The sequence below is a fragment of the Erwinia pyrifoliae DSM 12163 genome (genome assembly GCF_000026985.1).
Taxonomy (GTDB): Bacteria; Pseudomonadota; Gammaproteobacteria; order Enterobacterales; family Enterobacteriaceae; genus Erwinia; species Erwinia pyrifoliae.
Window position 1 is genome coordinate 2,595,188 of the sequence record NC_017390.1, and the last position, 25,626, is coordinate 2,620,813.

The following is a 25,626-nucleotide window of genomic DNA, read 5'->3' on the forward strand; positions in this document are numbered from 1 at the left end:
TTTCTTACAACGGATTATCAAGGCTGGAAACAGGATGTCTTCATTACAGGTAAAAAATGCCATATGGCGTCCCGTGGCGTTGCTGCTTATCGCCATGACCTCCATTCAGGGGGGAGCCGCGTTGGCTAAGACGCTGTTCCCAACAGTAGGTGCTACAGGGATCATCGCCCTGCGCCTTGGGTTGGCGACCTTTATTCTCTGCATCATCTTTAAACCCTGGCAATTGCGCTTTGACCGGCAGCAGCGAGTACCGCTGATTATCTATGGACTGGCGCTTGGCGGCATGAACTACGCATTTTATTTGTCCATTCGCACCGTACCGCTGGGTATTGCGGTGGCGCTGGAGTTTACCGGCCCGCTACTGCTGGCTCTGGCCGGTGCGCGCCGGGCGCTGGACTTTGTCTGGGTGGCGCTGGCCGTGATGGGATTGTTCTTCCTGCTGCCGATTGACCACGATATGAGCAGCGTTGATCCTCAGGGTGCACTGCTGGCATTGACCGCCGGAGCCTGTTGGGCGGTCTATATCCTGGCCGGACAGCGAGCGGGCAGCCAGCACGGTCCGGCAACCGTGGCGGCAGGCTCACTGATTGGCGCGCTAATCTTTGTTCCGCTGGGGCTGGTCTTCGCCAATCCGGGTATCTGGACGCTGTCTCTGCTGCCTGTCGGGTTAGCAATCGCTGTATTGTCCAGCGCGCTGCCCTACTCACTGGAAATGGTGGCATTGACTCGCTTGCCGGCACGCACCTTTGGCACGCTGATGAGCCTTGAACCCGCCATGGCAGCGATTTCCGGCATGCTATTTCTTGGTGAAGTGTTGACTCTTGTACAGTGGCTGGCGCTGTTGGCCATTATTATTGCCTCAGCGGGGTCTACTTTGACCATGCGCCCGACAAAACCCCAAATTACCCCAATAAACCTAACGGACGAATAACGTTTTGCCACCTGCGGGAACCGACTTTACCTGCAGATAATGCAGTAACAAAAGGTTTATTATGGCGTCGCAGCGCTTAAACACGGTCTGATTAAGTCATTCATAGACAGCTGAATATATTTTCCACAACTAAACAATAAAACCGCATTAAAAAAGTCATGAAAAGCAATATATTAAAACAAAATAAATCAAACCTCCTTTGCGGAAATGATCGGATATCGGTGCGGTTAAATGATTATCCGATCAACCACTCTATGCCATCAATAGGCGCTACCTTTCCGGCAGGCTTTGAAATCGGTGCTATAATGTAGTCCGTATTCCATTCAGAACAGCACGACCATTAAGAGGATATTAATGATGAGTACCGCTAAACTGGTTAAAACAAAATCTTCTGATCTGATTTACACCCGCAACGATGTGGCCGAAGACGAGAAAAAAGCCACCATTGAGGTGCTTAATCGTCTGGTTACTCAACTTATCGATCTGTCGCTGATCACCAAGCAGGCTCACTGGAACATGCGCGGCGCCAACTTTATTGGCGTGCATGAAATGCTGGACGGCTTCCGCACTGCCATCACCGACCACCAGGACACTATTGCCGAGCGTGTGGTACAGCTGGGTGGCGTCGCGCTGGGGACAGCACAGGTGGTGAGTGACAGAACGCCGCTGAAGAGCTACCCCCTGAACATTCACAGCGTACAGGATCACCTGAAAGCGCTGGCTGACCGCTACGGCGTGGTGGCTAACGATATGCGCAAAGCTATCGGCGAAGTTGAAGACGAAGACACGGCAGATATCTTCACCGCCGCTTCGCGTGACCTGGACAAATTCCTGTGGTTTATCGAATCCAACATCGAGTGATTCCGTCCGGCACCTTGTCGACGTATTAACCCAGGAGCAGATGGCCACACCATCTGCTCTTTTTATTTGGAGGTATTATGGCCAGTGGTTGGGCGCGGGACGATGCCGTGCAGGAACAGATTGATTCCACCGTTGATGACGCCGTGCTGCGCGCGCGTCGCGCCCTGCATCAGGGCGTTAGCGCCACTGAATGTGAAGAGTGCGGGGAACAGATCCCTGAAGCCCGCCGTTTAGCCCTGCCGGGAGTCAGGTACTGCATTCAATGCCAACGGCTGCACGACGACCGCCAGGCAGCCGGTCTGTATAACCGTCGTGGCAGTAAAGACAGTCAGCTGCGCTGAATACATTTCTTTTCAAAATATGCGCCCGCTGGCATTTACGACATTTTCATCTCACCCAGAGTTGTTTTCATCCTGATACTCGCTAAATTGCTTATGCACCATGACAGATACCACGCACTAAACCAGCGCACTATAACGGTGCAATGGATCTGCCTCGTGCTGGTTTTATCGCAACGTGCCTGCTCAGACTGCCGTTCCTTAAGCCATTGTAAAACTGGCACGATTCTTCCATAGGGCTGCGGGCATTTAATCGGAGAAGCCCTTTCCCAAAAAGCGATAAGGATAAGATGATGAAGTCAATTTCTAAGGTTTCGATTGCCGCGTTGGCGCTGGCATTTGCTTTTTCTTCCACAGCCGCTGAAAAAAAACTGGTCGTGGCTACCGATACCGCTTTTGTGCCCTTCGAATTCAAACAGGGCGGTAACTATGTCGGTTTCGACATCGACCTCTGGGATGCGATCGCCAAACAGCTGAACATGGAATACACGCTGAAGCCGATGGACTTCAGCGGCATTATCCCTGCGCTGCAAACGCGCAACATCGATCTGGCGCTGGCCGGTATCACCATTACTGATGAACGTAAAAAAGCCATCGCCTTCTCTGACGGTTACTACAAAAGTGGCCTACTGGTAATGGTGAATGCCAATAATGATTCAGTAAAAGGCATTGATGACCTGAACGGTAAAGTGGTAGCGGTTAAGAGCGGCACCGGGTCCGTTGACTATGCCAAACAGCACATCAAATACAAAGACCTGCGTCAGTTCCCTAATATCGACAACGCCTACATGGAGCTGGGCACCAACCGAGCCGATGCGGTGCTGCACGATACGCCAAATATTCTTTACTTCATCAACACTGCGGGTAAGGGTCAGTTTAAAGCCGTAGGTGACTCCATTGAAGCTCAACAGTATGGTATTGCCTTCCCGAAAGGCAGCGACGATCTGCGTGAGAAAGTCAACGGTGCACTGAAAACCCTGCGTGAGAACGGCACCTATAACACGTTGTACAAAAAATGGTTTGGCAGCGAACCTAAATAAAAACAAGGACTGGTATTAACTTAACGCAAGGGGATTGGCGGAAGCTGTCCCCTGTATTTTCCCCATAAGCAACAAAAGGTTTTCGACCCGGAGAATAAACATGCAGTTTGACTGGAGCGCCATCTGGCCTGCTATTCCCATCCTGCTGGAAGGCGCGAGGATGACCCTGCTGATCTCCGTCCTCGGGCTGGTTGGCGGGGTGATTATCGGCCTGGTTGCCGGTTTCGCCCGCGCCTACGGCGGCTGGCTGTCACGTAATATCGCACTGGTTTTTATTGAGCTGATCCGTGGCACGCCGATTGTGGTGCAGGTGATGTTTATCTATTTCGCTCTGCCGATGGCGTTTAACGATTTGAGAATCGACCCGTTCAGCGCGGCGGTGGTCACCATTATGATCAACTCCGGTGCTTATATCGCCGAAATTACCCGTGGTGCGGTACTGTCAATTAACCGGGGCTTTCGTGAAGCGGGACTGGCGCTGGGCCTTTCCAGCCGCGAAACGCTGCGCTACGTCATTATGCCGCTGGCACTGCGCCGTATGCTGCCACCGCTCGGTAACCAGTGGATTGTCAGCATTAAGGACACGTCGCTGTTTATCGTGATCGGCGTGGCAGAACTGACCCGTCAGGGCCAGGAAATTATTGCCGGCAACTTCCGTGCGCTGGAGATCTGGAGCGCCGTCGCCGTTATCTATCTGATTATTACCCTGGTGCTGAGCTTTGTGCTGCGTCGCCTTGAGAGAAGGATGAAAATCCTGTGATTGTATTTAAAAACGTTTCCAAGCACTTTGGCGCTACCCAGGTGCTGCACGACATCGATCTGAACATCAAACAAGGTGAAGTGGTGGTGATTATCGGGCCGTCCGGTTCCGGCAAATCCACCCTGCTGCGCTGCATCAACAAGCTGGAAGAAATCACCAGCGGCGAATTGATTGTTGACGGTATAAAGGTCAACGATCCTAAGGTTGACGACCGGCTGATCCGCCAGGAAGCGGGTATGGTGTTTCAGCAGTTCCATCTGTTTCCACAAATGAGCGCGCTGGATAACGTGGCGTTTGGCCCAATCCGCGTGCACGGCGTAAAAAAAGAGGATGCGCAGCGCCTGGCACGCGAGCTGCTGGGGAAAGTGGGCCTGGCTGAGCGAGCCGATCACTTCCCTTCCGAGCTTTCCGGTGGGCAGCAGCAGCGCGTTGCCATTGCACGCGCGCTGGCGGTGAAACCCAAGATGATGCTGTTCGATGAGCCGACCTCGGCGCTGGACCCGGAACTGCGCCATGAAGTGCTAAAAGTGATGCAGGAGCTGGCCGAAGAAGGCATGACGATGGTGATCGTCACTCACGAGGTCGGCTTCGCGCAGAAAGTGGCATCCAGGCTGATCTTTATCGATAAAGGCCGTATCGCCGAAGATGGCAACCCCGATGAGTTAATCACTAACCCACCCAGTGCACGTCTGCGTGAGTTTTTGCAGCACGTATCCTGATGCCCTCCGCCAGCTGTCGGAGGGCTGTCCGACTGCTGGCGATTCGCTGACCAGATAATCAGCCCTTCAATATGGCTAGCGGCTGGCCAGAAAACGATGTTTATTATTCACTACATCCCCATTTTTACAGCATTGGCACTTTCTGCTAAACGATGTGCTGAAGATGTTACCAGTATAATTCCTGGTCGCGTTTCTTTGAACTATAAAAAACAATACGTTATCGGAAGCTATAAATAGAAGGATTACACATTGAATATAGACACCCCTGAAATTATAAAAACCTCCCTGACTGGACCTTATCAACCAGTAGTCAGAGAGGACATTGCAGATAAAAATAATTTAAAATCATCTTTGAAAAAGATAACCAGTAACCACCATGACATTATGCATCCTCAGAAAAAAGAGGGTGAGACCAGTAATGAAGAAAAAAAATTTCGTCGATTAATTCACCCTTTGCCGGCGGCTCTTCTTTTATACCTGTCAGGAAAATAATTAATGCTGAAATTGACTGTGAAAAAAAACGCTGATCCGTTCATTACGCAGCTATGAAGTAAACCTACTGGATAATAATACTCACTACTCCTTATTGACAAAGGAACAAATCAGATACAGGTTTCAAACTGTAGGGTATCTAAATAGCTGCGTCTAATAGCGCTCCACTTTTGCCAGTCCGTGTTTACCGCCCGGGAACGGGCTGACCGTTTTCATAAAGTGGCGTACTTTTTTCAACAGTTGCCACATTGACCGGCACTGATGATTGCGTGTAATGGTATCGTGCAGCGCCTGCCACAGGCGCTCAACATGATTGACCCACGGCGAGTAAACCGGCTGGTAAATCACCCTGAACTTTGGATTCTGTTTCAGCCAGCTCAGCGTTTCACGGCTTTTGTGGATGATATAGTTATCGACAATCAGCGTGATCGTTTTTGCCCGGCGGTAACTCGCTTTCAGGTGCTTAAGCAGGCTGATAAACAGCACCGAACTTTTGCTGTTACCGCCAACGTAACTGACTTTGCCCGTTCCGCTGTGCAGCGCACCCGCCAGGTAATATTTTTCATTTTGACCCGGTGTTACCACGCGTCTTTGCTGCCCGCGCAGTTGCCAGTCAGCACCGATTTTTGGATTGAGGTGGATATCCACTTCATCTTCATAAAATACCGGATGCTCTGCGCTGCATTTGTCCAACGCCTGGCGGATCACCGCCATCTTTTCATCTTTGTGCGGGTCACGGATCCGCAGGGTTGGCGCAGCTCTGCGCCACACCAGCCCGGCAGCGGGCAACCAGCGACGGACGGTTCCTGCATGCAACCGGCAGCCGGTTATGTCTTTAATTTTTATAGCCAACAATTCCGTACTCCAGCGTGAACGCTGATAACCAAAATCGCCGGGAGAGTGCTTTATCAGTTCACGTAACAGAGTGCAGATATGCTCAAATGGCCATCGGCGGGAGCGCCCTGCGGGCAACGATTTCAGACCTTCAACACCGGACAACGTAAACCAGTTAATCCAGCGCCCGACGGATGAACGGGCGCAACAGAGCGTTCTGGCGACGTGGCTGACACGGTTTCCCCGGTGCAACATCAGTATGGCCGTCAGCCTGCGGGCATGATTTTTATCGCGCGTTTTATGGATAGCTTTTCGCATCAGGCGTCGTTCTTCACGGGAAATGGGTGCTATGATCGGCATTGCTCAGTCCGGTTGGTGATTTGTTTTGATTTGGCGATTGATCAGATCGCACAATCCGGGCTGAGTTCCCTCAAAGTGATCTACTATTCCGCGCAGCTATTTAGGAGATCTTTATAAAGCCGAAGGTAGGAAACATGTAGACTGGAACGAACTCATTAAATTATCGGAAACTCGTGGTTTAGAACAGCCATCAAATATAAAAAGTGTACTTGCCGCAATATGTTACCAGGCTTGCGGGACACAAAAAACAGCGCCCTCGTTAAGCGCTGAATTATATCAATCACTTTCAAACCTTATTGAAAAAACCGATCCACCGTATACACCTGAAAAGTTAAATTACTTTTTAAGAAATTTAGCATATGACGACAAGGCACTCACTATTATCTATAATTATATGATAAAGAATCATATTAAAATCTGTAAAAGATCGATATCTACGGCAATGAGGCCTGCAAATATAGTCAGAGATACGGCACAAAAAATAGTTATTAATGCGGACAGATGCGATCTTCTGGAAGGTATCAACCTTTTAAAAAAAGAACACTTTCTTTAAGCGATGACGAGTTTTTATTAACACTAGATGGGGTTCTAAAAAAAAGGAATAAACCACCTTACAGTGTCTATAATATCTACACCGCTAACGGAAAGACCATTGCAAAAATTATACAAAAAAACCTTCCTTACGATACGTCATTAACAGGAATAGTGGAAAAATTAAAAAATTTGGCAAAAGGTGATCCCGGTCCAAATGAGGAACTGGCTGAACACGTTATCCGAAAATTGAAAAATCAAGGATTGCTCCCGCCAAAAAATAAAGATTAAAAAAAACATCGGGGCTTACCATATTATCCCCTGGTCCTCGATCACCACTTTTGCTAACTTTGTGCGCGGTATCGGCTCATTTGTCGCCAATTATGATGTCGACAGGCGTGAAGATACCGGGCGGATAAATGCCACCCTGCAGGCGGCGGTGAAAGAACAGCAGGAGGACAACAACATTCGCACGATGGTGATCGGTGAACCCGCATTTTCCGGGCTGGTGGGATTAACTAATCAGTCGTTTACCGTACGCGTCTCCTTCACCACCCAGTCGCTGAAACAGTGGACGGTGCGTTTTGCGCTGGACAGCATGGTGAAAAAGCACTTCGACGCGGCAGGGATCAAGACCCCGCTGCAGACAGTACAAGTCATGCAGAGCGGAACGGATATTGACGGCGTGGCCAGCTTTGCGGCGCTGAGCGCGCCAAAATAAGGCGCTTATCTGGCCAGCAGGCGGGCGCGCTGCGGCTGTTCCATAAAGCTCCAGGCAATAAAGCGGCTTTGCTTCTGCCCCTGGGCCATATCGATAGTGCGCGTTGCCGCGACATCGGCCTCTTCCAGCGCCCGCCACAGCTCCGGCAGGTTTTCCTTGCGTGATACCAGTGAGGTAAACCACACGCACTGACGGCCAAAACTGATGCTCTCTTCAATCATACGGCGGATAAACGCGATTTCGCCGCCCTCACACCAGAGTTCTTCCTGCTGACCACCAAAAGTCAGCGGCGAGTGACGATCGAGGCCGAGATTGCGCAGTTTACGCTGGCTACCCTGATGCGCATCGACGGCCGTAGCGTGAAACGGCGGGTTACACAGCGTGGCATGGTACAGCTCGTTTTTGTGGATCACGCCGCTGAACATCGCCTGGCCGTCTTTCTGACGACGCAGGCGAATAGCGCGGTTCAGTCGCGGATTGCCCGCAATAATGGCGTTGGCTGCGGCCATCGCCCGTTCGTTAACCTCGCTGCCGGTAAAGCGCCACTGGTATTCGCTATGCCCGATCAGCGGATAGATCAGATTCGCGCCACAGCCAACATCCAGTACGTTTATCTCGCGTGGCACCACGCGGCGATTATCTTCCGCCAGCAGATCGGCAAGATGATGAATATAGTCAGCGCGCCCCGGCACCGGCGGGCAGAGGAAGCCTGCAGGAATATCCCAGTGAGCAATGTGGTAAAAATGGTGCAAAAGCGCCTGATTCAGCGCCTTCACCGCGTCAGGATTGGCGAAGTCTATCGACTCACTGCCCCAGTGATTAACCGCGACAAACGGTGCCAGCGGCGGATGGCTGGCAATCAGCGCAGCAAAATCATAGCGGCCGCGATGGCGGTTACGCGGGTGAAGCACGTTTTTTTCGGCGGCGGTTTTCATGAATAACTCTCTTATCAGCAGGCGCGTAAGATACCTGCTGTGATATTAATGGTAAACCACTGACCACATTTTTCCGCCTCACATCCTGAAGGAGTTTTATGACACGTAGCCGCTATAGCTATCAACCTAAACAGGGCCACGGCCTGCCGCACAATCCGCTGAACGCGATTATTGGCCCACGTCCGGTCGGCTGGATCAGCTCACAAAATGCCAGCGGTCAGCGTAACCTCGCACCTTACAGTTTTTTTAACTGCTTCAATTACCACCCGCCGATAATAGGTTTTGCCAGCAGCGGCTGGAAAGACAGCGTGCAGGTGGCCCAGCGGCTTACTACACCATCAGTGAAGCACACAGATTTGCTCTGACGCGGCCGGATGCCCGTTAGCGACTGGCAGAGCGCGCTAAAATGCCGGCTGCGCTGCCGTTTGCGGATTTTTTTGTTATGATACCGGTTCTTTTTTACCCTTTATCATGGAGTGATTATGAAGCGTATTGCCATAGATATGGATGAAGTTATTGCCGACTTCCATACCAAGATTGTTGCCACCTGGAACAGCCATTTTACCCGGCAGCTTAGTGCAGAAGAGCTGAATTTGTTCGATCTGCACCAGGATTCCCCGGAACAGCTGGCCGAGCTGTTTGCCCTGGTGGATCATCCGACCTTCTTTGACGATTTGGCGGTGGTTGCCGACAGCCAGCAGGTTATCGCCCGGCTGAGTGAGCATTACGAGATTTTTATCACCACGGCGGCCATGCTGATGCCAAGTTCGTTCAATGCCAAATTCCGCTGGTTGAATACCCACTTCCCGGCGATTCCGCATAGCAATATCGTCTTCTGCGGCGATAAGAGCATTATCAAAGCCGATTACATGATCGACGATAATGCGATTAATTTTGCCCACTTCTGCGGCGAAGGCATTATCTATTCCGCGCCGCATAACCGCAAGGTGACCGGCTATCGCCGCGCTGAAAACTGGCAGGATATTGCCACCATGTTATTGTAATTCGCTGGTGAAAAAGGCGTGAAACCTCGCGCCTGATGTACTACGCCGGGCGGCGATGATGCTGCAACATCGTCTCCATCAGCTGTTTTAGCAGCGGCTGTACGCGCTGCGCTTTATCAGTACGCCAGGCAAAAGGCGGATGCTCATCCATATAGTTACACTGCGCCAGTTCAAGCTGTAATGCGTGCTGATTCTGCTGCGGNTTACCGGTGTCTCTCCGCTGTTAAAGGCCGGGTATTTTCATGCTGCGCCTGACACNCGGTTCCGTTTAGGCAGTTCGCTCCANGCTGGGCTGTGTGCAAANCCCCCCGTTCAGCCCGACCGCTGCGCCTGTTCCGNTAACTANCGTCTTGAGTCCAACCCGGTACAGATGCGAAAAAACGCCACTGGCAGCAGCCATTGGTAACTGGGGGTTAGTGGATTTAGATATTCTGAGACTTGAAGTGGATGCCTGATTGCGGCTGCACTGAAAGGAAAATATTTGGTATCCGCGCTCTATTAAAGCCAGTTACCACAGGTTAGAAAGCCTGAGAAACTTCTAACTTTCGAAAGAACCCGCGCCTGAAAACGTGGTTTTTTTCGTTTACAGAGCATGATATTACGCGCAGCCAAATATAATCTCAAGAAGATATTTATCTGAATCCGGCTTATCAGTTCGAATATAAACGTCGATATATCTGCACAAACACCCCTTTTTGAGAGTGAATATTACCAACCGTAACCTCATCATTGGTCGCTCGACTTTCCCAACACTCGGCTTCAACATCACAAGATGCCTGGAGTTCATACCCCTCTGATTTTAGGTAATTCCTGATACTCCGAGTTTCAGAAACACCATAAAATTTCATGGTAAAGACATTAGCTTCTGTGCCTGTAATTCTTCCGAATTCAAATTTATAATCATCTGATATTCTTGGTATTTTTTTTAACAATTCGGGTGTGTAATACTCATAAGCCCGTTTATCTTGCTCGGTATAATATGCGCTGCTGGCAAACTCCAGCCTCACATACGGCCAACCAACGACCAGCACAATACCAGCGATAACCACTACACCAATCAGGACGACGATAGTTTTCCTCATAATCCCATCCTGCCGTTGCTGGCACCTATAATCGCAAACGTCCTGTCATGCTGCGGCAGGATCACGTTCCCGGACAGAAAATCGTTATAGGGGACAATCGTCCGCATAAACGGCGGTAACAACCCTTTATGGGGACGTGAGTGTGGGAACTTTTCCGGGTCGGGGAACAGCAGAGGCTGAAACGTCTCGTTTTTCCAGCGGCCGATCTTGCCGTAGTAATCCCAACGTTTCAGGGCNTCTTCCTTGCTCACCGGACGGAGCACCCCAAAGGGATTCTGAACCGACACCACTCGGTAGAAACCCAGCAGGTCTGACACCAGATCCTCACCACTAAAACCGCTGTCAGTCACCAGGTTATTGGGAAACGAACCCTGGAACGCCTCGAACTTGCGCGCCATCGTCATCATCATCGCCAGCGCAATGCTTTTCTGTTCCCAGTGAGGTCGCCCGCGCCGGATACGCCAAGTCATCACCTTCCCCGAACGGAATAGTCCATATGCCGATGTCATCCCCTGAGAGTACCTTACGTCATAAAAATCTTTTCCAGAGGATTCTCCCCGTGAAATCTGACTCAAAAGATCACGAATATCAGTTCCCTGTGCATGACCCAGATCCACCCAGCCAAGCACCTCCGTATAAACGAGTCCCCTCGGTCGAGACGCTGCATGTTTTCCATCAATAATTTCCGTTCGCTTACTCATCCGGAATATCCCTTCACTTGTTGATTGACTGTGGCCTGAAGGTGTTTTTTTCATTTTCAGAGCAAGAAATTACGATTCTCCTGAAAGGATTTCGAGAGGATCATTTAGAATCTGCCAGAGGCTCCGTGTACGGACTCCGGTATACATCCACAAAAACCTCCTTTGGAGACAAAAACTTGGCAACTGAAATAACGTCATTATTTTTATAACTTCGCCAACACTCCGCTTCAACATTGCATGTTTTTTGTGGCTCATACCCTTCAGATTTTAAGTAATTTCGGATCTCATTACTGTCAGTCACGCCCTGAAAATGAACTGAAAAAACATGCGCCTCCGGACCCGTGACATTACCAAACTCAAACGTATATTCGTCTGAAATTCTGGGTATCCTCTTCAGTAAATCAGGCGTGTAAAACTCATATTCCAACCAATCCTTTTCTGTGTAATATGCAGAACCAGCAAACTCAAGCTTAAGAAACGTCCAGCCAGTAGCCAGAATAATAGCAGCAACAAAAATGACGCAAGTCCGGAATATGACGTGCTTCTTCATAACCCACTCCTGCCGTTGCTGGCACCTATAATCGCAAACGTCCTGTCATGCTGCGGCAGGATCACGTTCCCGGACAGAAAATCGTTATAGGGGACAATCGTCCGCATAAACGGCGGTAACAACCCTTTATGGGGACGTGAGTGTGGGAACTTTTCCGGGTCGGGGAACAGCAGAGGCTGAAACGTCTCGTTTTTCCAGCGGCCGATCTTGCCGTAGTAATCCCAACGTTTCAGGGCNTCTTCCTTGCTCACCGGACGGAGCACCCCAAAGGGATTCTGAACCGACACCACTCGGTAGAAACCCAGCAGGTCTGACACCAGATCCTCACCACTAAAACCGCTGTCAGTCACCAGGTTATTGGGAAACGAACCCTGGAACGCCTCGAACTTGCGCGCCATCGTCATCATCATCGCCAGCGCAATGCTTTTCTGTTCCCAGTGAGGTCGCCCGCGCCGGATACGCCAAGTCATCACCTTCCCCGAACGGAATAGTCCATATGCCGATGTCATCCCCTGAGAGTACCTTACGTCATAAAAATCTTTTCCAGAGGATTCTCCCCGTGAAATCTGACTCAAAAGATCACGAATATCAGTTCCCTGTGCATAACCCAAATCCACCCAGCCAAGCACCTCCGTGTAAACTATCCCGTACTTAGCTGTGCTTGCATCGCTACCATCAATAATTTCCGTTCGCTTACTCATCCGGAATATCCCTTCCCTTGTTGATTTACTGAGGCCTGATTTACCATAACATCCGCCCGGCTGAACACCCACTTCCCGGCAATTCCGCATAGCAATATCGTCTTCTGCGGCGAAGGCATTATCTATTCCGCGCCGCATAACCGCAAGGTGACCGGCTATCGCCGCGCTGAAAACTGGCAGGATATTGCCACCATGTTATTGTAATTCGCTGGTGAAAAAGGCGTGAAACCTCGCGCCTGATGTACTACGCCGGGCGGCGATGATGCTGCAACATCGTCTCCATCAGCTGTTTTAGCAGCGGCTGTACGCGCTGCGCTTTATCAGTACGCCAGGCAAAAGGCGGATGCTCATCCATATAGTTACACTGCGCCAGTTCAAGCTGTAATGCGTGCTGATTCTGCTGCGGCTTACCGTAGGCGCGGGTAATATATCCCCCTTTAAAACGCCCGTTCAGAACCCAGTTGAACTCTGACTGCGCTGCGCAGCATTGGGTCAGCCGCTGCGCCAGCGCGGGCGTGCAGCTGGCACCGTCATGGGTTCCCAGATTGATATCAGGCAACCGGCCATCAAACAGGCGCGGCACCTGTGAAGCAATAGAGTGGGCGTCAAAAAGCAGCGCATAGCCAAACCGCCGTTTGATCTGCGCCAGCTCATGCTGGATTTTGTCGTGGTAAGGCTGCCAGATCTGCCGTAGCCAGTCGTTACGTTGCTGATGTCCCGGCGTCATACCCGGCTTAAAGGTTGGCGTACCGTCAAACAGCGTTTCCGGATAAAGCCCTGTGGTCGCAGTGGTATAAAGCGCCCGATCGTCCGGCGGGCGGTTAAGGTCAATGACAAATCGTGAGTAGTTCGCTGACAGCACGCTCACCCCCATCTCACGGGCAAAATCATACAGCTGGGGAATATACCAGTCGGTATCCGGCAGGCTGCGCGCTTCATCACTAAGCCCGGCCTCGACCTCCGGCGTAAGCCGGGTGCCCGCATGCGGAATACTGAGTAGCAGCGGCAGTTTACCAGCACTGAATTGATACGCGTTCATCGTTCTTCTCCACGGAAAATCACCCGGCAGGGCAGCTGCCCGCCCAGCCAGTAAACCAGTTCGGCCGGGCGTGCCAGCGGCCAGTGGACAAAATCGGCCATTTTCCCGCTTTCCAGCGAGCCGATGCGCTGCGCCAGGCCCAGCGCGCGCGCGGCGTGCAACGTCACTCCGGCCAGCGCTTCTTCAGGCGTCATGCCAAACAGCGTACAGCCCATATTCATCATCAGCCGTAACGACAGAGCGGGCGATGTGCCGGGATTGGCATCGCTGGCCAGCGCCATCGGAACCTGATAGCGACGAAACAGCTCCACCGGGGGGCGCTGTTTTTCACGCAGCAGATAGAAAGCACCAGGCAGCAGCACCGCCACCGTGCCGTGCTGCGCCATCGCCGCAACGTCACTTTCCGTGGCGTACTCAACATGGTCGGCAGACAGGGCGTCAAATTCAGCCGCCAGCGTACTGCCGCCCAGCGATGAGAGCTGCTCCGCATGCAGCTTCAGCGCGAAGCCCAATGCTTTAGCGGCGATAAACACCCGCCTCACCTGGTCAGGCGAGAAGGCCAGATGTTCGCAAAAGGCATCCACCGCGTCCGCCAGCCCAACTGCTGCCACCTGCGGCAGCAGCTGGTCACAAATCACATCAACCCACGCCTCGGGGTCTTGCTGGTGCTCCGGCGGTATCGCATGGGCGGCCAGACAGGTGGCCTGGATCTGCACAGGCACCTGCTGCGCCAGCTGGCGGATGGCCTGCAACATGCGCAGTTCGCTGGCGACCTCCAGCCCGTAGCCGGATTTAATTTCAACGGTCGTCACCCCCTCCGCCAGCAAATGTTGTAAGCGCTGCCGGGCGCCGTCCACCAGCTCGTTCTGCGTGGCGCTGCGCGTGGCGCGCACCGTGGCGAGGATCCCGCCACCCTGTGCGGCAATCTCGCTGTAGCTAACGCCGTTAAGACGCTGCTCAAACTCATCACTGCGGTCGCCGCCAAACACCAGATGCGTATGGCAATCCACCAGTCCGGGGGTGACGATCCCCCCTCCAAGATCGGTTCGCTGGCGAGCCTGAATATGCGCCGAATCCGCATAAGGGCCGACCCAGACAATCCGTTCGCCGCTGACCGCTATCGCACCCTGCTCAATGATGCCGTAGCATCCGCCCTGCATGGTGACAATATTCGCCCCGAACCATAAATGGTCACAGCTGAGTTGCTGGTTCATCCGTTCTCCCACGTTGTGCACTTTACTGTTGAATTATAAGTATGTATATGTATATACAACCTCATTGCACAGGAAGCAACCATGACTCGCTTTTTTGCGCCACGCGCACTTATGGCCGATGGCTGGCAACATAACGTCCTTATCGAAGTCGATGCGCGGGGTTTTATCAGCGCAACCACCGCCAACGCTCAGCCACAGGATGCGCAGCATCTTAATGGCAGCGTGCTGCCAGCGATGGCAAATCTGCATTCCCATGCCTTTCAACGGGCAATGGCCGGAATGGCGGAAGTGGCAGGTCATCCGCACGACAGTTTCTGGAGCTGGCGTGAACTGATGTACCGCATGGTACAGCGCCTGACCCCGCAGCAGGTCGGGGCCATTGCTGCCCATCTGTACGTCGATATGCTGAAAGGCGGCTACACCCAGGTGGCGGAATTCCACTATCTGCACCACCAGCCCGACGGGCAGCCCTACCCCGATGACGCCATGCTACACCAGCTGATAACTGCCGCAGAACGCAGCGGCATCGGCCTGACGTTGCTGCCGGTGTTGTACAGCTATGCCGGTTTCGGCAGCCAGCCAGCCCAGGCGGGACAGAAACGCTTTATCCAGGATGCGCAAAGCTATCTGGCGCAACAGCAGCGCCTGCAACAAATGATTAAGGCCAGACCGCTGCATAATCAGGGCCTGTGCTTCCATTCACTGCGCGCCGTCGATAAGCAGCAGATGCAGGAAGTGCTGGCGGGTAGTGGGCAACATCTGCCGGTGCATATTCACATCGCCGAACAGGAAAAAGAGGTCAGCGACTGCATGGCATGGAGCGGCGAACGCCCGGTCAGCTGGCTGCTGGACCGTTTCAAGGTTGATGCACGCTGGTGCCTGATCCACGCCACGCACCTTAGCCAGCAGGAAATCAGCCGTCTGGCCGCCAGCCAGGCGGTGGTTGGTCTGTGCCCGACCACCGAAGCCAATCTCGGCGACGGTATTTTCCCCGCCGGCGACTATATCGCGCAGAATGGCCGCTGGGGAATTGGCTCCGACAGTCATGTTTCCCTGGACGTGGTGGAAGAGCTGCGCTGGCTGGAATATGCGCAACGGCTGCGCGACCGCCGCCGCAACCGCATTGTCACGCCACAGCAGCCAGCGGTTGGCGAAGTGCTGTTTCAGCAGGCGCTGACGGGGGGCGCTCAGGCCTGTGGGGTAAAGACGGGCAGCCTGCAACCGGGTTATCGGGCCGACTGGCTGGTTCTGAGCAACGACGCGCTACTCGCCAGCACCGCCGATAGCGCTCTGCTTAATCGCTGGCTGTTTGCCGGTAATCGCGCGCAAATTCAGGATGTGTTTGTCGCCGGGCAGCAGCGTATCCATGCCGGGCAGCATGCGCAGCAGGCGCAGATTGATGCCGATCTGCGTCATGCACTGGCGGAACTGCAATGATCCATCCCTATGACAGCCGCACTCTGCCGGTTAGCCGCTGGCGTAACGGCGGAGGAGAGACGCGGGAAATTATCAGCTTTCCCGCCGGCGTGGAGGATTTCGATTGGCGTATCAGCATTGCCACCATCGCCGCCGACGGCGATTTTTCGCTATTTCCGGGCGTGGATCGCATCATCACTCTGCTGAACGGCGGGGTCGCGCTCTACCGCAAGGACAGGCTCTACCAGCGTCTGGTGCTGAATCAGCCTTTTGCCTTTGCCGGGGAAGAGAGCATCAAGGCGCGTATTATCGGTAACAGCAGCAGCGATTTTAATATTATGGTGCGGCGCGACCGCTTCCGGGCGCTGGCAGGCGTCAGCCACCAACCCCTGACGCCCGTTACAACCGGCGGCGTGGCCTATGTTATTTCAGGGCGCTGGCAGCATGGGGAAACCCGGCTGTCGGCCGGTCAGGGGGCGTGGTGGCAGCATGATGCGGAAACCTTTGTCCCCCTCTGCGCAGATGCGCAGCTGTTATGGGCAACGATCGTGCCCCGGTAAACATCAGCCGTGGCCTTTAAAACGCCCCAGCAGCTGATAACGTGAACCAGGATAAAGAAGGCGGGCATAGGTAACGATTTTGCCGTCGCTCCAGGTCTGGCGACGGATCAACAGACAGGGATCCTGCGCCGCAATCGCCAGATGCTGGCACTGGCTGGCGTCCGGCAGTACGGCTTCGACAATATGCTCGCCTGCAGTCAGCGGTGCCACCTGCATCAGATAGGTGTAGGGCGTAACGCTGGGGTAATCCTGTTGCAGATAATCAGGTGCCATCAGCGGATTGACGAGGCGGTCTTCCAGCTGTACCGGCAGTTCGTTTTCAAAATGCACCATCAGCGAGTGAAATACCGGCTGCCCGGTGCTTAAGCCCAGCATGGCCGCCTGCTCCGGGTTTGCTTTACTTTCGCCAAGCGTCAATATTTTACAACTGTGGCGATGACCGCGCTCGGCGATCTCTTCAGCAATATTATGCACTTCCAACATGGCGGTGTAGCCCTTCATCTGCGCGACAAAGGTGCCTACCCCCTGCATACGCATCAGATACCCTTCACTGGTCAGCTCGCGTAGCGCACGGTTAATCGTCATGCGACTGACGCCAAGCTCGTTCACCAACTCGCTTTCTGAAGGTACGCGCTGATTGGGCTGCCATATTCCTTCGCTAATCTGACTGACAATGGCCTCTTTCACACGTTGATAAATCGGAGCAGGTCGATCGCTCATTGCTGCTGAAAGTTGAGAAATGGCGGTCTGGCGGACCATAACGAATTCCTTGTTGTCGTAATAGCCGCAGTTTACTGGCTAAAATCCGATATGTATAGACATGTGGGATGCCACCCTGTGTGGCACGGCGAACCATAAAGGTGCAGCCCACCGACGACGGATGTATTAGTCGCCGCGCCGTTCTTAGCCTGGCATTTTGTGAGCGAGCTTGCACAACCCTTTCCAGTTGTATAGACAAGATTATACAAATGTGATTCACTCAGAGTCATTCAAACAAGAGTCATTCAAACAAGAGTCATTGCAAACATACTTGTCTATACAGGAGCAAACATGTCACTGACCGCGCATCACTGCCTGCTGACCCCGGGAAAGGTCGACCTCGCCACCCTCAAATCTATTTATCGCGGCGGGGTTACCCTGGCGCTGGACGCCGCCTCACGCCACCGAATTCAGCAGGCACACGCCACGGTGGCGGATATCGTCCGTTCGGGCAAAGTGACCTACGGGATTAACACCGGTTTTGGCAAACTGGCCCAGACCACCATTCCCGCCGGGCGTCTTGCTGAACTGCAACGTAACCTGGTGCTGTCACACAGCGTGGGTCTGGGCGATTTACTGCCGGATGACGTGGTGCGACTGATCGTGGCGACGAAAGTGATTAGCCTGGCACGCGGCCACTCCGGCATCCGCATGGAACTGGTTGACGCGTTGATCTCCCTGTTCAACGCCGGCGTAATGCCCTGCATTCCGGAGAAAGGCTCGGTCGGTGCCTCGGGGGATCTGGCTCCGCTGGCGCATCTGTCGCTGATGCTGCTGGGCGAAGGCGAAGTGCGCGTGGCGGGTAAACTGCTGCCTGCTACGCAAGGTTTAGCCCTGGCCGGGCTGCAACCCTTTGTTCTCGGCCCGAAAGAGGGGCTGGCATTGCTGAACGGCACCCAGGTATCCACGGCGCTGGCTTTACGCGGCCTGTTTGAGGGTGAGAATGTGTTCGCCGCCGGACTGGTGGCAGGCGCACTGTCGCTGGAGGCGATCAAAGGCTCGGTTAAACCCTTCGACAGGCGCATTCATGAAGCGCGTGGCCAGCAAGGGCAAATTGCCGTTGCTGCTGCCGTTGCCGACCTGCTGGAAGGCAGTCATATACTGGCTTCCCACGCGAACTGCGGGCGCGTGCAGGATCCCTACTCCATTCGCTGTGTACCCCAGGTGATGGGGGCCTGCCTTGATAACCTCAACCACGCGGCGCGCGTGTTGCAAATTGAAGCCAATGCCGCTTCCGATAATCCGCTGGTGTTCCCCGACAGCGGAGAAGTGATCTCCGGTGGTAACTTCCACGCCGAGCCGGTGGCGTTTGCCGCCGATATTATCGCGCTGGCGGTGGCGGAAATCGGGGCGATCTCAGAGCGCCGCATGGCGCTGCTGCTGGACAGCGGCCTCTCCGGTCTGCCGCCGTTCCTGGTCAATGACGGCGGGGTGAACTCCGGCTTTATGATAGCCCAGGTCACCGCCGCCGCGCTGGCCTCAGAAAACAAATCTCTCGCCCATCCGGGTAGCGTTGACAGCCTGCCGACCTCCGCCAACCAGGAAGATCACGTATCGATGGCAACCTATGCCGCCCGTCGCCTCGGCGCTATGTGCTTCAACAGCGCCGCCGTGGTGGGCATTGAGGCGATGGCCGCCGCGCAAGGCATTGATTTTCATCTTCCTCTCACCAGTTCACCGCAGCTGGAACAGGTGATAATGGCTCTGCGCGAACGCGTCACATTTCTGGAAAAAGACCGCCTGATGGCACCGGATATCGAACAAATGCGCCAGTGGGCCAGCGGCGACAGCTGGCCGGATGCCGTTGCCGCGCTGCAACCGACACGCGCTCTTACATTCTGATTTAAAAGGAGTAAAGCATGACTGAATCCCTGAGCAACGCCGTTGCCCGTACCGTACGCGCCCCACACGGCAGCCAGCTGCACTGTGCCAACTGGCTGATAGAGGCGGCCTGGCGCATGATCCAAAATAACCTCGACCCGGACGTTGCCGAACGGCCCGAAGACCTGGTGGTGTATGGCGGCATCGGCAAAGCGGCGCGTAACTGGCAGTGCTTCGAGCAGATCCTTCGTTCGCTGCAGGCGCTACAGCCGGAAGAAACCCTGCTGGTGCAGTCCGGTAAACCGGTCGGGGTTTTCCGTACCCATGCGGATGCCCCGCGCGTGCTGATTGCCAACTCCAACCTGGTACCGCACTGGGCGAACTGGGACCACTTCCACCAGCTGGATAAAGCCGGCCTGATGATGTACGGGCAGATGACCGCCGGGTCGTGGATCTACATTGGCGCACAGGGCATCGTACAGGGCACCTTCGAAACCTTTGTTGAAGCGGGCCGACAGCACTTTAACGGCAACCTTGCGGGGCGCTGGATCCTGACCGCCGGGCTGGGCGGTATGGGCGGCGCACAGCCGCTGGCGGGGGTGCTGGCAGGTGCATCGGTACTGGCCATTGAATGCCAGGAATCACGTATTGATTTCCGTCTGCGCACCCGCTATCTGGATCATAAAGCCTTCTCGATTGACGAGGCGCTGGCGCTGATTGCTAAAGCCAACGATGAAAAGCGTGCGATTTCCGTTGGCCTGCTGGGCAACGCCGCAGAGATCTTGCCTGAACTGGTGCAACGCGCCAAAGCCGGAGGGATGAAGCCGGATATTGTGACCGATCAAACCTCTGCCCACGATCCAATCAACGGCTATCTGCCCGCCGGGTGGGATTTGGCGCGCTGGGAATCAGAGCGTAAAACCGATGCCAAAGCGGTAGAAAAAGCCGCACGCGCCTCAATGGCCGTGCACGTCAGGGCGATGCTCGACTTCTGCCATATGGGCATTCCTACCGTTGACTACGGCAACAATATCCGCCAGGTGGCGCTGGATGAAGGCGTGGAAAACGCCTTTGATTTCCCCGGCTTCGTCCCCGCCTATATCCGTCCGCTGTTTTGTGAAGGCAAAGGCCCGTTCCGCTGGGTGGCGCTTTCCGGTGACCCGGAGGATATCTATAAAACCGATGCAAAACTAAAAGAGCTGTTCCCGCAGCATCAGAACCTGCACCGCTGGCTGGACATGGCTCAGGAACGCATCGCCTTTCAGGGATTGCCGGCGCGCATCTGCTGGCTGGGGCTGGGTGAGCGTCATCTTGCCGGTCTGGCCTTCAATGAGATGGTGCGCAACGGCGAGCTGAAAGCGCCCGTGGTGATCGGCCGTGACCATCTTGACTGTGGATCGGTGGCATCGCCCAATCGTGAAACCGAAGCGATGAAAGATGGTTCCGATGCCGTTTCCGACTGGCCGCTGCTGAACGCCCTGCTGAATACCGCCGGCGGTGCCACTTGGGTCAGCCTGCATCACGGCGGCGGCGTGGGTATGGGCTTCTCACAGCATTCTGGCGTGGTGATTGTCTGTGACGGTAGCGAGGAAGCCGATCGGCGTATCGGGCGCGTGCTGTGGAACGACCCGGCCACCGGCGTGATGCGCCATGCGGATGCAGGTTACGAACAGGCACAAGCCTGCGCCCGTGAACACCAGCTTAATCTGCCGATGATCCCCTAACCTACACGGGCCGCCTGCAGGCCCGTCACATCAGATCTGCCCTTCCTGCAACATTTTATGCTAACTTCATTCTCTGCCCGCTAGCGGATAGCCCCCTGTACAGGAGAATTCCCCTATGACCATTCCCGTTTCGCTAATCGCTGAAGCCACCGCCTGGCGCAGAAAGCTGCATGCCTGTCCGGAACTGGGTTATCAGGAGCATCAAACCGCGCAGATGGTGGCAGAACAGTTGACGACGCTGGGGTTGCAGGTACATCGCGGGCTGGCAGGCACCGGGGTGGTGGCCACGCTGGAAAACGGCCCCGGCCCGGCGATTGGCCTGCGCGCGGATATGGATGCATTACCGATAACTGAACTCGGTAACCCCGATCACCGCTCCACCCGGCCGGGCGTGATGCACGCCTGCGGCCATGACGGACACACCGCCATCCTGCTGGCTGCCGCCAAACATCTGTCGCGCACCCGCCGCTTTAGCGGCAGCGTGCACTTCGTTTTTCAACCAGCGGAAGAAAATCTCGGCGGCGCGCGCCGCATGGTGGAAGAAGGGCTGTTTACCCTGTTCCCGATGGAGGCGATTTACGGTATGCACAACTGGCCGGGGCTGCCAGCGGGAGATGTTGCGGTGAATGAAGGAGCGATGATGGCCTCGCTGGATTCATTCGACATCACGCTGCGCGGCCGCAGTTGCCATGCGGCGATGCCGGAGAACGGTGCCGATCCGGTAGTGGCAGCGGCCCAGCTGATCCTGGCGTTGCAAACCATCCCCTCGCGCCGTCTTTCTCCGCTGGCATCGGCGGTGGTCAGTATCACCCAAATCAACGGCGGCGAGGCGATAAACGTTATCCCGGAAGTGGTGGTGTTGCGCGGCACGCTGCGCTGCCTGCAGGCCGATGTGCGCATCCGCGTACGCCAGATGATCGACGAATTTGTCGCCGCCTTTACCACTCCGTTCGGCATCGTCGGCAGTATTGACTATCAGAGCGGCTATCCGGTGACGATCAACAATGCGCCGCAGGCGGCCAGCGTGCGTGACTGCGCGCTGATGCGGCTGCCGGCAGAACGGGTGCACTGGAATATCGACCCGTCGATGGCGTCGGAAGATTTTGCCTGCATGCTGGAAGCCTGTCCGGGCGCTTATTTCTGGCTGGGAGCCGACGGTGCCCGCGCTTCCGCACCGCTGCACAATGCCCATTATGATTTTAACGACGAGCTGATTGCTCCGGGCATCGCGCTGTGGACGGCGCTGGTCGAGCGGCAGCTGGCGCTGAAATAATCACCATCGCGGCCAGATAGCTGGCCGCACCGAGGCTCTTTAATACCCCGCCTGAGCGATCTGCGCCAGTGCCGCATCCAGATCCGCCGCGCGTCCGGTCGCCAGATAACAGCAGGCCATTTGCAGCCGCAGCGACTGCGGCACGGCGACCTCGCGCTGCAGGCAACGACGGATCCAGGCGGCGGTGGTTAGCGCATCTTTCGCGGGCGGCAGCGAGTCAACGCCGGCTGCCAGATCGGGCTGGCGCGCAACCAGCACCTGCGGCTCTGCCCCGGCAATCAGGCTGATGGACGGGCAGCGCTGCGGATTGGCATACACCTCCCCCTCCGTGCCATTGAGCAGCAGCCCACGGCCGCCGACAGCGCTGAAAAATTTGGCGATGCGCGGAATGTATTCCGGGTGCGAGACGCTGGCGATGCGCAGCGCGGCGTCTTCGGCAAACGGCGTTGCCAGCTTGGCAAGGGTATGTGCACTGTTGCGCACCCCCATGCTCCAGCGCAGCGCCAGCTGCTGTTCCAGCGGGGCGCACAGCACACCCACCGGCATAAAAACCAGCTCGCCCGCCTCCAGCTTCGCCTGGGCCTCCGTGGCTGAACGCACGGCGGAAACGCCGAGCGCGGCAAATACCGCTTCACTGGTAATACGCGTAGCATCGTCGCTGACGCCGTGCACCAGCACCGGGAAACCGAGTTCAGCCAGCAACAGCGCCAGTAGCGGCGTCAGATTGCCCTGCTTACGCGCCCCGTTGTAGCTGGGTATCACCACCGGCATCGGACGCTGTGCGGGCGGCGTCAGGCGCGGCATCAGCTCCTGCATCGCCCGGTAAAAGCCGAGCATCTCCTGCTCGCCCTCACCTTTAATACGCAGCGCTATCAGTATTGCTCCCAGTTCCAGCGGCGGCACCTCTGCGGCCAGCATCTGGCGATAGAGCGCACACGCCGTGTCGGCGTCGATATCACGGGCATGGTTTTTGCCACGGCCAATCTCTTTGATAATTTTGTTATATTCCATGCTCACCTGCTCGTTAAGTCGGTTAACGTCGCCGCCGCGCGGCCGTTTTTTTGCCCACGGCGGCGGCAGTGGCTTTGGGCAGTTCTCCTTCCGGCATCGGCGGCTGCTCTATAGGGAATACCGGCAGCGCCCGCAGCAGGCGCGCGCCATAGCTTTTGTTGATCAGTCTGCGGTCGTAAATCACGATTTCGCCGAAGCAGTCATGGCTGCGGATCAGCCGCCCGACCTGCTGGATCAGATTAAAAGAGGCGCTGGGCAAACTCTGCACTTCAAAAGGATAGCGCTTCAGGCTTTTCAGCCACTCCCCTTCAGTCAAAATAACCGGGCTGTCTACCGGCGGGAAAGCAATTTTATGAATATGCACCTGCGACAGCAGCTCACCTTTCAGATCCAGCCCCTCGGCGAAGGACTGTAAACCAACCAGAATGCTGGTTTCGCCCTGCTCCACGCGCTTGCGGTGCAGCGCCACCAGCGCGGGGCGAGGTTTATCCCCCTGCACCAGCATCATCAGACGCAGTTCGGGTAGATAGCTGAGAAACTGCTGCATGGCGCGGTTGCTGGCAAACAGCACCAGGATGCCCTTATGCGCCGCCAGGCGGATCTGCTGGCGGAAGAAGTGCGCCATTTCCGCCAGGTGCTGTACCTCGTTGGCCAGCATCGGCTCCACCTTCATCTGCGGGATGACCAGCTTCCCCTGGGTAACATGGTTGAACGGCGAGTCCAGCGCCACGAAGCGATCGCCAACCTTTTCGCTCAGGCCGGACATCTCCTGCAGACGTTGAAAACTGTTCAGCGAGCGCAGCGTGGCCGAGGTCAGCACCACATGGGGAATTTTGCGCCACAACAGCTTTTCCAGCTGCTCACTGACGCGAATGCCGGCGCAGTGAAACAGGTAATGCGCATTACCGTCGCGCGTTTCGCGCGTGATCCATTTCGATACCGGCGCTCCGGACGCCTGCTCCATCGACGCCAGCCGCCACAGCTTGCTGCCGGCCTCAAACGCACCGAGCGCACGGCTCATCTGGATCAGCGTGCGCTGCAGGCGCACCACGTCAAACTGGCCGGTCTTCTCGCTCAGATCGTTCATCAGCCCTTCGGCCAGCCCGCGCAGCGCGTCACTGAGTTTAAACAGCCGGGCGCACAGGGCCATTATCTCTTCCGGCAAGCGCCCCATCTCAAAGCGGAACGCGTCTTCCAGCCCCTCTGCGGGTAGATACAACGCGAAAATCTGCGTGAGCATTTGCAGCTGTTCACGCATCTCTTCGCAGTGGGCTTTCAGCTTGTCAGGATGACTGAGCGGCGGCGGTCGTTTCGGGCGGAACTGCGCCAGGCACTGTTCTACCAGGCGGCAGAACAGATCGAGCTGCAACGCGTTCCAGCCTGGGGTCACGTCACCGCTCATCTCCAGCGCATCACGCGCCACGTCCGGCAGATGATGGCCTTCATCCAGCACCAGCAGCAGATGTTTCGGCGGCGGCAGCACCGATTCGGTTTCCAGCGCCGCCATCACCAGCGCGTGGTTCGCCACCACTACGTCAGCATGTTCAATTTCACGCCGCGCCACATAAAACGGACATTCACGGAACCAGTGACAGTGGCTGCCAAGGCAGTTGGCCTTATCGGTGCTGAGACGCTGCCAGAGCGAATCTTCAATATTTTCCGCACTGTGATCGCGCAGGCCGTCCCACTGATGACGATTAAGGGATTTTTCCAGTTCGCTACAGACCGCGCGCTCATCCTTACTGGCGGTCATCTCGTCGTCGAGAAACAGCAGCAGATCGCCCTGCTGCTGTTCGTCGCCTGCCAGCGCCGACAAATTACGCGGGCAGACATAGCGCCCACGGCCAAAGGCAGCGGTAAACCTGAGTTCGGGGATGATCTTTTTCAGCAGCGGCAAGTCTTTGCTGAAAATCTGATCCTGGAGCGCCACGTTGGCGGTACTGACCACCAGCGGTTTTTCCTCAGCACGGCTTACGGCAATGCCGGGGATCAGATAAGAGAGGGTTTTACCCACTCCGGTAGGCGCTTCGATAGCCAGGTGGCGGCCGTCGTCACCCGCCAGCGTTTTCGCCACTTCGGCAATCATCTGCCGCTGCGGAGCGCGCGGAATAAAATCGGGGACTTGCTGTTGCAGAGCCTTATACCACCCGGCAATTTGCGTTTTTAATGCGACAGTTAACGCCATGACAACCACTTCCAGCTAAACAGGGCTGTATTTTTGCACAGTATGGCGTCGCCGTCAGCCTGCA

General features: G+C 55.3%; 25 protein-coding genes and 4 pseudogenes. 17 read left to right on the forward strand and 12 right to left on the reverse strand.

Annotation, left to right across the window (positions count from 1 at the left end; translation table 11 throughout):
* The first annotated feature begins 34 nt into the window (after positions 1-34).
* The 7 genes from rhtA to EPYR_RS19320 all read left to right on the forward strand — a co-directional run bounded on the left by rhtA (position 35) and on the right by EPYR_RS19320 (position 5,141).
* Positions 35-931 (forward strand): threonine/homoserine exporter RhtA, encoded by an 897-nt coding sequence (gene rhtA / locus EPYR_RS11710; protein WP_012668615.1) that lies wholly within the window; start codon positions 35-37, stop codon positions 929-931.
* 357 nt (positions 932-1,288) lie between these two features.
* Positions 1,289-1,792, forward strand: a complete 504-nt coding sequence (gene dps, locus EPYR_RS11715; protein ID WP_012668616.1) for a DNA starvation/stationary phase protection protein Dps — start codon at positions 1,289-1,291, stop codon at positions 1,790-1,792.
* A gap of 77 nt (positions 1,793-1,869) precedes the next feature.
* The gene (locus tag EPYR_RS11720) at positions 1,870-2,133 is read left to right on the forward strand and encodes a DksA/TraR family C4-type zinc finger protein (RefSeq protein ID WP_012668617.1); all 264 of its coding nucleotides are present in this window, start codon (positions 1,870-1,872) and stop codon (positions 2,131-2,133) included.
* Positions 2,134-2,423: 290 nt separating this feature from the next.
* Complete coding sequence (gene glnH, locus EPYR_RS11725) at positions 2,424-3,170, forward strand: glutamine ABC transporter substrate-binding protein GlnH (protein WP_012668618.1); 747 nt, start codon at positions 2,424-2,426, stop codon at positions 3,168-3,170.
* Between the two features lie 100 nt (positions 3,171-3,270).
* Positions 3,271-3,930, forward strand: a complete 660-nt coding sequence (gene glnP, locus EPYR_RS11730; RefSeq protein WP_012668619.1) for a glutamine ABC transporter permease GlnP — start codon at positions 3,271-3,273, stop codon at positions 3,928-3,930.
* Positions 3,927-4,649 (forward strand): glutamine ABC transporter ATP-binding protein GlnQ, encoded by a 723-nt coding sequence (glnQ, locus tag EPYR_RS11735; RefSeq protein WP_012668620.1) that lies wholly within the window; start codon positions 3,927-3,929, stop codon positions 4,647-4,649. Before glnP ends, glnQ begins: the two co-directional genes overlap by 4 nt.
* A gap of 249 nt (positions 4,650-4,898) precedes the next feature.
* Positions 4,899-5,141, forward strand: a complete 243-nt coding sequence (locus tag EPYR_RS19320) for a hypothetical protein (protein ID WP_012668621.1) — start codon at positions 4,899-4,901, stop codon at positions 5,139-5,141.
* Between the two features lie 153 nt (positions 5,142-5,294).
* On the opposite strand, the gene EPYR_RS11740 is transcribed toward EPYR_RS19320, so the two are convergent.
* Entirely contained in the window at positions 5,295-6,335 is a 1,041-nt protein-coding gene (locus EPYR_RS11740) for an IS630 family transposase (RefSeq protein ID WP_012666458.1), read from the reverse strand.
* Between the two features lie 501 nt (positions 6,336-6,836).
* On the opposite strand from EPYR_RS11740, the gene EPYR_RS21115 reads away from it, so the two are divergent.
* Both EPYR_RS21115 and EPYR_RS21120 read left to right on the forward strand, forming a co-directional pair.
* Positions 6,837-7,157 carry a hypothetical protein gene (locus EPYR_RS21115; protein WP_226060743.1) on the forward strand — a complete coding sequence of 107 codons (321 nt, stop codon included), beginning with the start codon at positions 6,837-6,839 and terminating at the stop codon, positions 7,155-7,157.
* Positions 7,158-7,164: 7 nt separating this feature from the next.
* Positions 7,165-7,587, forward strand: a pseudogene (locus tag EPYR_RS21120) (mechanosensitive channel protein); the annotation flags it as partial.
* 5 nt (positions 7,588-7,592) lie between these two features.
* Here the strand turns inward: EPYR_RS21120 and rlmF are convergent.
* Positions 7,593-8,522, reverse strand: coding sequence for a 23S rRNA (adenine(1618)-N(6))-methyltransferase RlmF (gene rlmF, locus EPYR_RS11755; protein WP_012668622.1), 930 nt, complete (start codon positions 8,520-8,522; stop codon positions 7,593-7,595).
* 98 nt (positions 8,523-8,620) lie between these two features.
* On the opposite strand from rlmF, the pseudogene EPYR_RS11760 reads away from it, so the two are divergent.
* Both EPYR_RS11760 and EPYR_RS11765 read left to right on the forward strand, forming a co-directional pair.
* Positions 8,621-8,836, forward strand: a pseudogene (locus tag EPYR_RS11760) (flavin reductase family protein); the annotation flags it as partial.
* 168 nt (positions 8,837-9,004) lie between these two features.
* Positions 9,005-9,526, forward strand: a complete 522-nt coding sequence (locus tag EPYR_RS11765) for a 5' nucleotidase, NT5C type (protein ID WP_012668624.1) — start codon at positions 9,005-9,007, stop codon at positions 9,524-9,526.
* A 40-nt stretch (positions 9,527-9,566) separates the two neighbouring features.
* Here the strand turns inward: EPYR_RS11765 and EPYR_RS20380 are convergent.
* The 5 genes and pseudogenes from EPYR_RS20380 to EPYR_RS11785 all read right to left on the reverse strand — a co-directional run.
* Positions 9,567-9,728, reverse strand: a pseudogene (locus EPYR_RS20380) (N-formylglutamate deformylase); the annotation flags it as partial.
* Positions 9,729-10,176: 448 nt separating this feature from the next.
* Positions 10,177-10,608: a hypothetical protein gene (locus EPYR_RS11770; RefSeq protein WP_012668625.1), complete on the reverse strand. Its 432-nt coding sequence runs from the start codon at positions 10,606-10,608 to the stop codon at positions 10,177-10,179.
* Entirely contained in the window at positions 10,605-11,309 is a 705-nt protein-coding gene (locus EPYR_RS11775) for a hypothetical protein (RefSeq protein ID WP_014539164.1), read from the reverse strand. Before EPYR_RS11775 ends, EPYR_RS11770 begins: the two co-directional genes overlap by 4 nt.
* Before the next feature lie 100 nt (positions 11,310-11,409).
* Positions 11,410-11,859, reverse strand: coding sequence for a hypothetical protein (locus EPYR_RS11780; RefSeq protein WP_012668627.1), 450 nt, complete (start codon positions 11,857-11,859; stop codon positions 11,410-11,412).
* Positions 11,856-12,560 (reverse strand): hypothetical protein, encoded by a 705-nt coding sequence (locus tag EPYR_RS11785; RefSeq protein ID WP_041474176.1) that lies wholly within the window; start codon positions 12,558-12,560, stop codon positions 11,856-11,858. Before EPYR_RS11785 ends, EPYR_RS11780 begins: the two co-directional genes overlap by 4 nt.
* Before the next feature lie 60 nt (positions 12,561-12,620).
* Here EPYR_RS11785 and EPYR_RS21420 point away from each other — a divergent pair.
* Positions 12,621-12,764: pseudogene (locus EPYR_RS21420) on the forward strand (5' nucleotidase, NT5C type); the annotation flags it as partial.
* Positions 12,765-12,804: 40 nt separating this feature from the next.
* Here the strand turns inward: EPYR_RS21420 and hutG are convergent.
* Together hutG and hutI are read right to left on the reverse strand one after the other, a co-directional pair.
* A complete protein-coding gene (gene hutG, locus EPYR_RS11790; RefSeq protein ID WP_012668629.1) occupies positions 12,805-13,599 on the reverse strand; it encodes an N-formylglutamate deformylase in 795 nt (264 codons plus the stop codon).
* Entirely contained in the window at positions 13,596-14,813 is a 1,218-nt protein-coding gene (gene hutI / locus EPYR_RS11795) for an imidazolonepropionase (protein ID WP_012668630.1), read from the reverse strand. Before hutI ends, hutG begins: the two co-directional genes overlap by 4 nt.
* An 81-nt stretch (positions 14,814-14,894) precedes the next feature.
* On the opposite strand from hutI, the gene EPYR_RS11800 reads away from it, so the two are divergent.
* Positions 14,895-16,250, forward strand: a complete 1,356-nt coding sequence (locus tag EPYR_RS11800; protein WP_012668631.1) for a formimidoylglutamate deiminase — start codon at positions 14,895-14,897, stop codon at positions 16,248-16,250.
* On the forward strand, positions 16,247-16,789 hold the full coding sequence (locus EPYR_RS11805) for a HutD/Ves family protein (protein ID WP_012668632.1): 543 nt from the start codon (positions 16,247-16,249) through the stop codon (positions 16,787-16,789). Before EPYR_RS11800 ends, EPYR_RS11805 begins: the two co-directional genes overlap by 4 nt.
* Before the next feature lie 3 nt (positions 16,790-16,792).
* Here the strand turns inward: EPYR_RS11805 and hutC are convergent, their stop codons facing one another.
* A complete protein-coding gene (gene hutC, locus EPYR_RS11810; RefSeq protein ID WP_012668633.1) occupies positions 16,793-17,548 on the reverse strand; it encodes a histidine utilization repressor in 756 nt (251 codons plus the stop codon).
* Positions 17,549-17,839: 291 nt separating this feature from the next.
* On the opposite strand from hutC, the gene hutH reads away from it, so the two are divergent.
* The 3 genes from hutH (at position 17,840) to EPYR_RS11825 (ending at position 22,366) form a co-directional block, all read left to right on the forward strand.
* On the forward strand, positions 17,840-19,390 hold the full coding sequence (hutH, locus tag EPYR_RS11815; protein ID WP_012668634.1) for a histidine ammonia-lyase: 1,551 nt from the start codon (positions 17,840-17,842) through the stop codon (positions 19,388-19,390).
* Between the two features lie 17 nt (positions 19,391-19,407).
* Positions 19,408-21,093 (forward strand): urocanate hydratase, encoded by a 1,686-nt coding sequence (gene hutU / locus EPYR_RS11820; protein WP_012668635.1) that lies wholly within the window; start codon positions 19,408-19,410, stop codon positions 21,091-21,093.
* A gap of 115 nt (positions 21,094-21,208) precedes the next feature.
* Entirely contained in the window at positions 21,209-22,366 is a 1,158-nt protein-coding gene (locus EPYR_RS11825) for a M20 aminoacylase family protein (RefSeq protein WP_012668636.1), read from the forward strand.
* Positions 22,367-22,405: 39 nt separating this feature from the next.
* Here EPYR_RS11825 and ybiB read toward each other — a convergent pair whose 3' ends face one another.
* Entirely contained in the window at positions 22,406-23,377 is a 972-nt protein-coding gene (ybiB, locus tag EPYR_RS11830) for a DNA-binding protein YbiB (protein ID WP_012668637.1), read from the reverse strand.
* Between the two features lie 22 nt (positions 23,378-23,399).
* Complete coding sequence (dinG, locus tag EPYR_RS11835) at positions 23,400-25,562, reverse strand: ATP-dependent DNA helicase DinG (RefSeq protein ID WP_012668638.1); 2,163 nt, start codon at positions 25,560-25,562, stop codon at positions 23,400-23,402.
* Positions 25,563-25,626: the final 64 nt, after the last annotated feature.

Excerpts from the sequence above, each read along its gene's own strand:
- EPYR_RS11780 (WP_012668627.1), bottom strand. The coding sequence starts at position 11,859 with ATGAAGAAGCACGTCATATTCCGGACTTGCGTCATTTTTGTTGCTGCT.
- glnH (WP_012668618.1), top strand. The coding sequence starts at position 2,424 with ATGAAGTCAATTTCTAAGGTTTCGATTGCCGCGTTGGCGCTGGCATTT.
- EPYR_RS11800 (WP_012668631.1), top strand. The coding sequence starts at position 14,895 with ATGACTCGCTTTTTTGCGCCACGCGCACTTATGGCCGATGGCTGGCAA.
- EPYR_RS21115 (WP_226060743.1), top strand. The coding sequence starts at position 6,837 with ATGCGATCTTCTGGAAGGTATCAACCTTTTAAAAAAAGAACACTTTCT.
- EPYR_RS11825 (WP_012668636.1), top strand. The coding sequence starts at position 21,209 with ATGACCATTCCCGTTTCGCTAATCGCTGAAGCCACCGCCTGGCGCAGA.
- EPYR_RS11720 (WP_012668617.1), top strand. The coding sequence starts at position 1,870 with ATGGCCAGTGGTTGGGCGCGGGACGATGCCGTGCAGGAACAGATTGAT.
- glnP (WP_012668619.1), top strand. The coding sequence starts at position 3,271 with ATGCAGTTTGACTGGAGCGCCATCTGGCCTGCTATTCCCATCCTGCTG.
- rlmF (WP_012668622.1), bottom strand. The coding sequence starts at position 8,522 with ATGAAAACCGCCGCCGAAAAAAACGTGCTTCACCCGCGTAACCGCCAT.
- rhtA (WP_012668615.1), top strand. The coding sequence starts at position 35 with ATGTCTTCATTACAGGTAAAAAATGCCATATGGCGTCCCGTGGCGTTG.
- EPYR_RS11765 (WP_012668624.1), top strand. The coding sequence starts at position 9,005 with ATGAAGCGTATTGCCATAGATATGGATGAAGTTATTGCCGACTTCCAT.
- hutG (WP_012668629.1), bottom strand. The coding sequence starts at position 13,599 with ATGAACGCGTATCAATTCAGTGCTGGTAAACTGCCGCTGCTACTCAGT.
- EPYR_RS11770 (WP_012668625.1), bottom strand. The coding sequence starts at position 10,608 with ATGAGGAAAACTATCGTCGTCCTGATTGGTGTAGTGGTTATCGCTGGT.
- hutU (WP_012668635.1), top strand. The coding sequence starts at position 19,408 with ATGACTGAATCCCTGAGCAACGCCGTTGCCCGTACCGTACGCGCCCCA.
- hutI (WP_012668630.1), bottom strand. The coding sequence starts at position 14,813 with ATGAACCAGCAACTCAGCTGTGACCATTTATGGTTCGGGGCGAATATT.
- dinG (WP_012668638.1), bottom strand. The coding sequence starts at position 25,562 with ATGGCGTTAACTGTCGCATTAAAAACGCAAATTGCCGGGTGGTATAAG.
- ybiB (WP_012668637.1), bottom strand. The coding sequence starts at position 23,377 with ATGGAATATAACAAAATTATCAAAGAGATTGGCCGTGGCAAAAACCAT.
- hutC (WP_012668633.1), bottom strand. The coding sequence starts at position 17,548 with ATGGTCCGCCAGACCGCCATTTCTCAACTTTCAGCAGCAATGAGCGAT.
- EPYR_RS11805 (WP_012668632.1), top strand. The coding sequence starts at position 16,247 with ATGATCCATCCCTATGACAGCCGCACTCTGCCGGTTAGCCGCTGGCGT.
- hutH (WP_012668634.1), top strand. The coding sequence starts at position 17,840 with ATGTCACTGACCGCGCATCACTGCCTGCTGACCCCGGGAAAGGTCGAC.
- EPYR_RS11740 (WP_012666458.1), bottom strand. The coding sequence starts at position 6,335 with ATGCCGATCATAGCACCCATTTCCCGTGAAGAACGACGCCTGATGCGA.
- dps (WP_012668616.1), top strand. The coding sequence starts at position 1,289 with ATGAGTACCGCTAAACTGGTTAAAACAAAATCTTCTGATCTGATTTAC.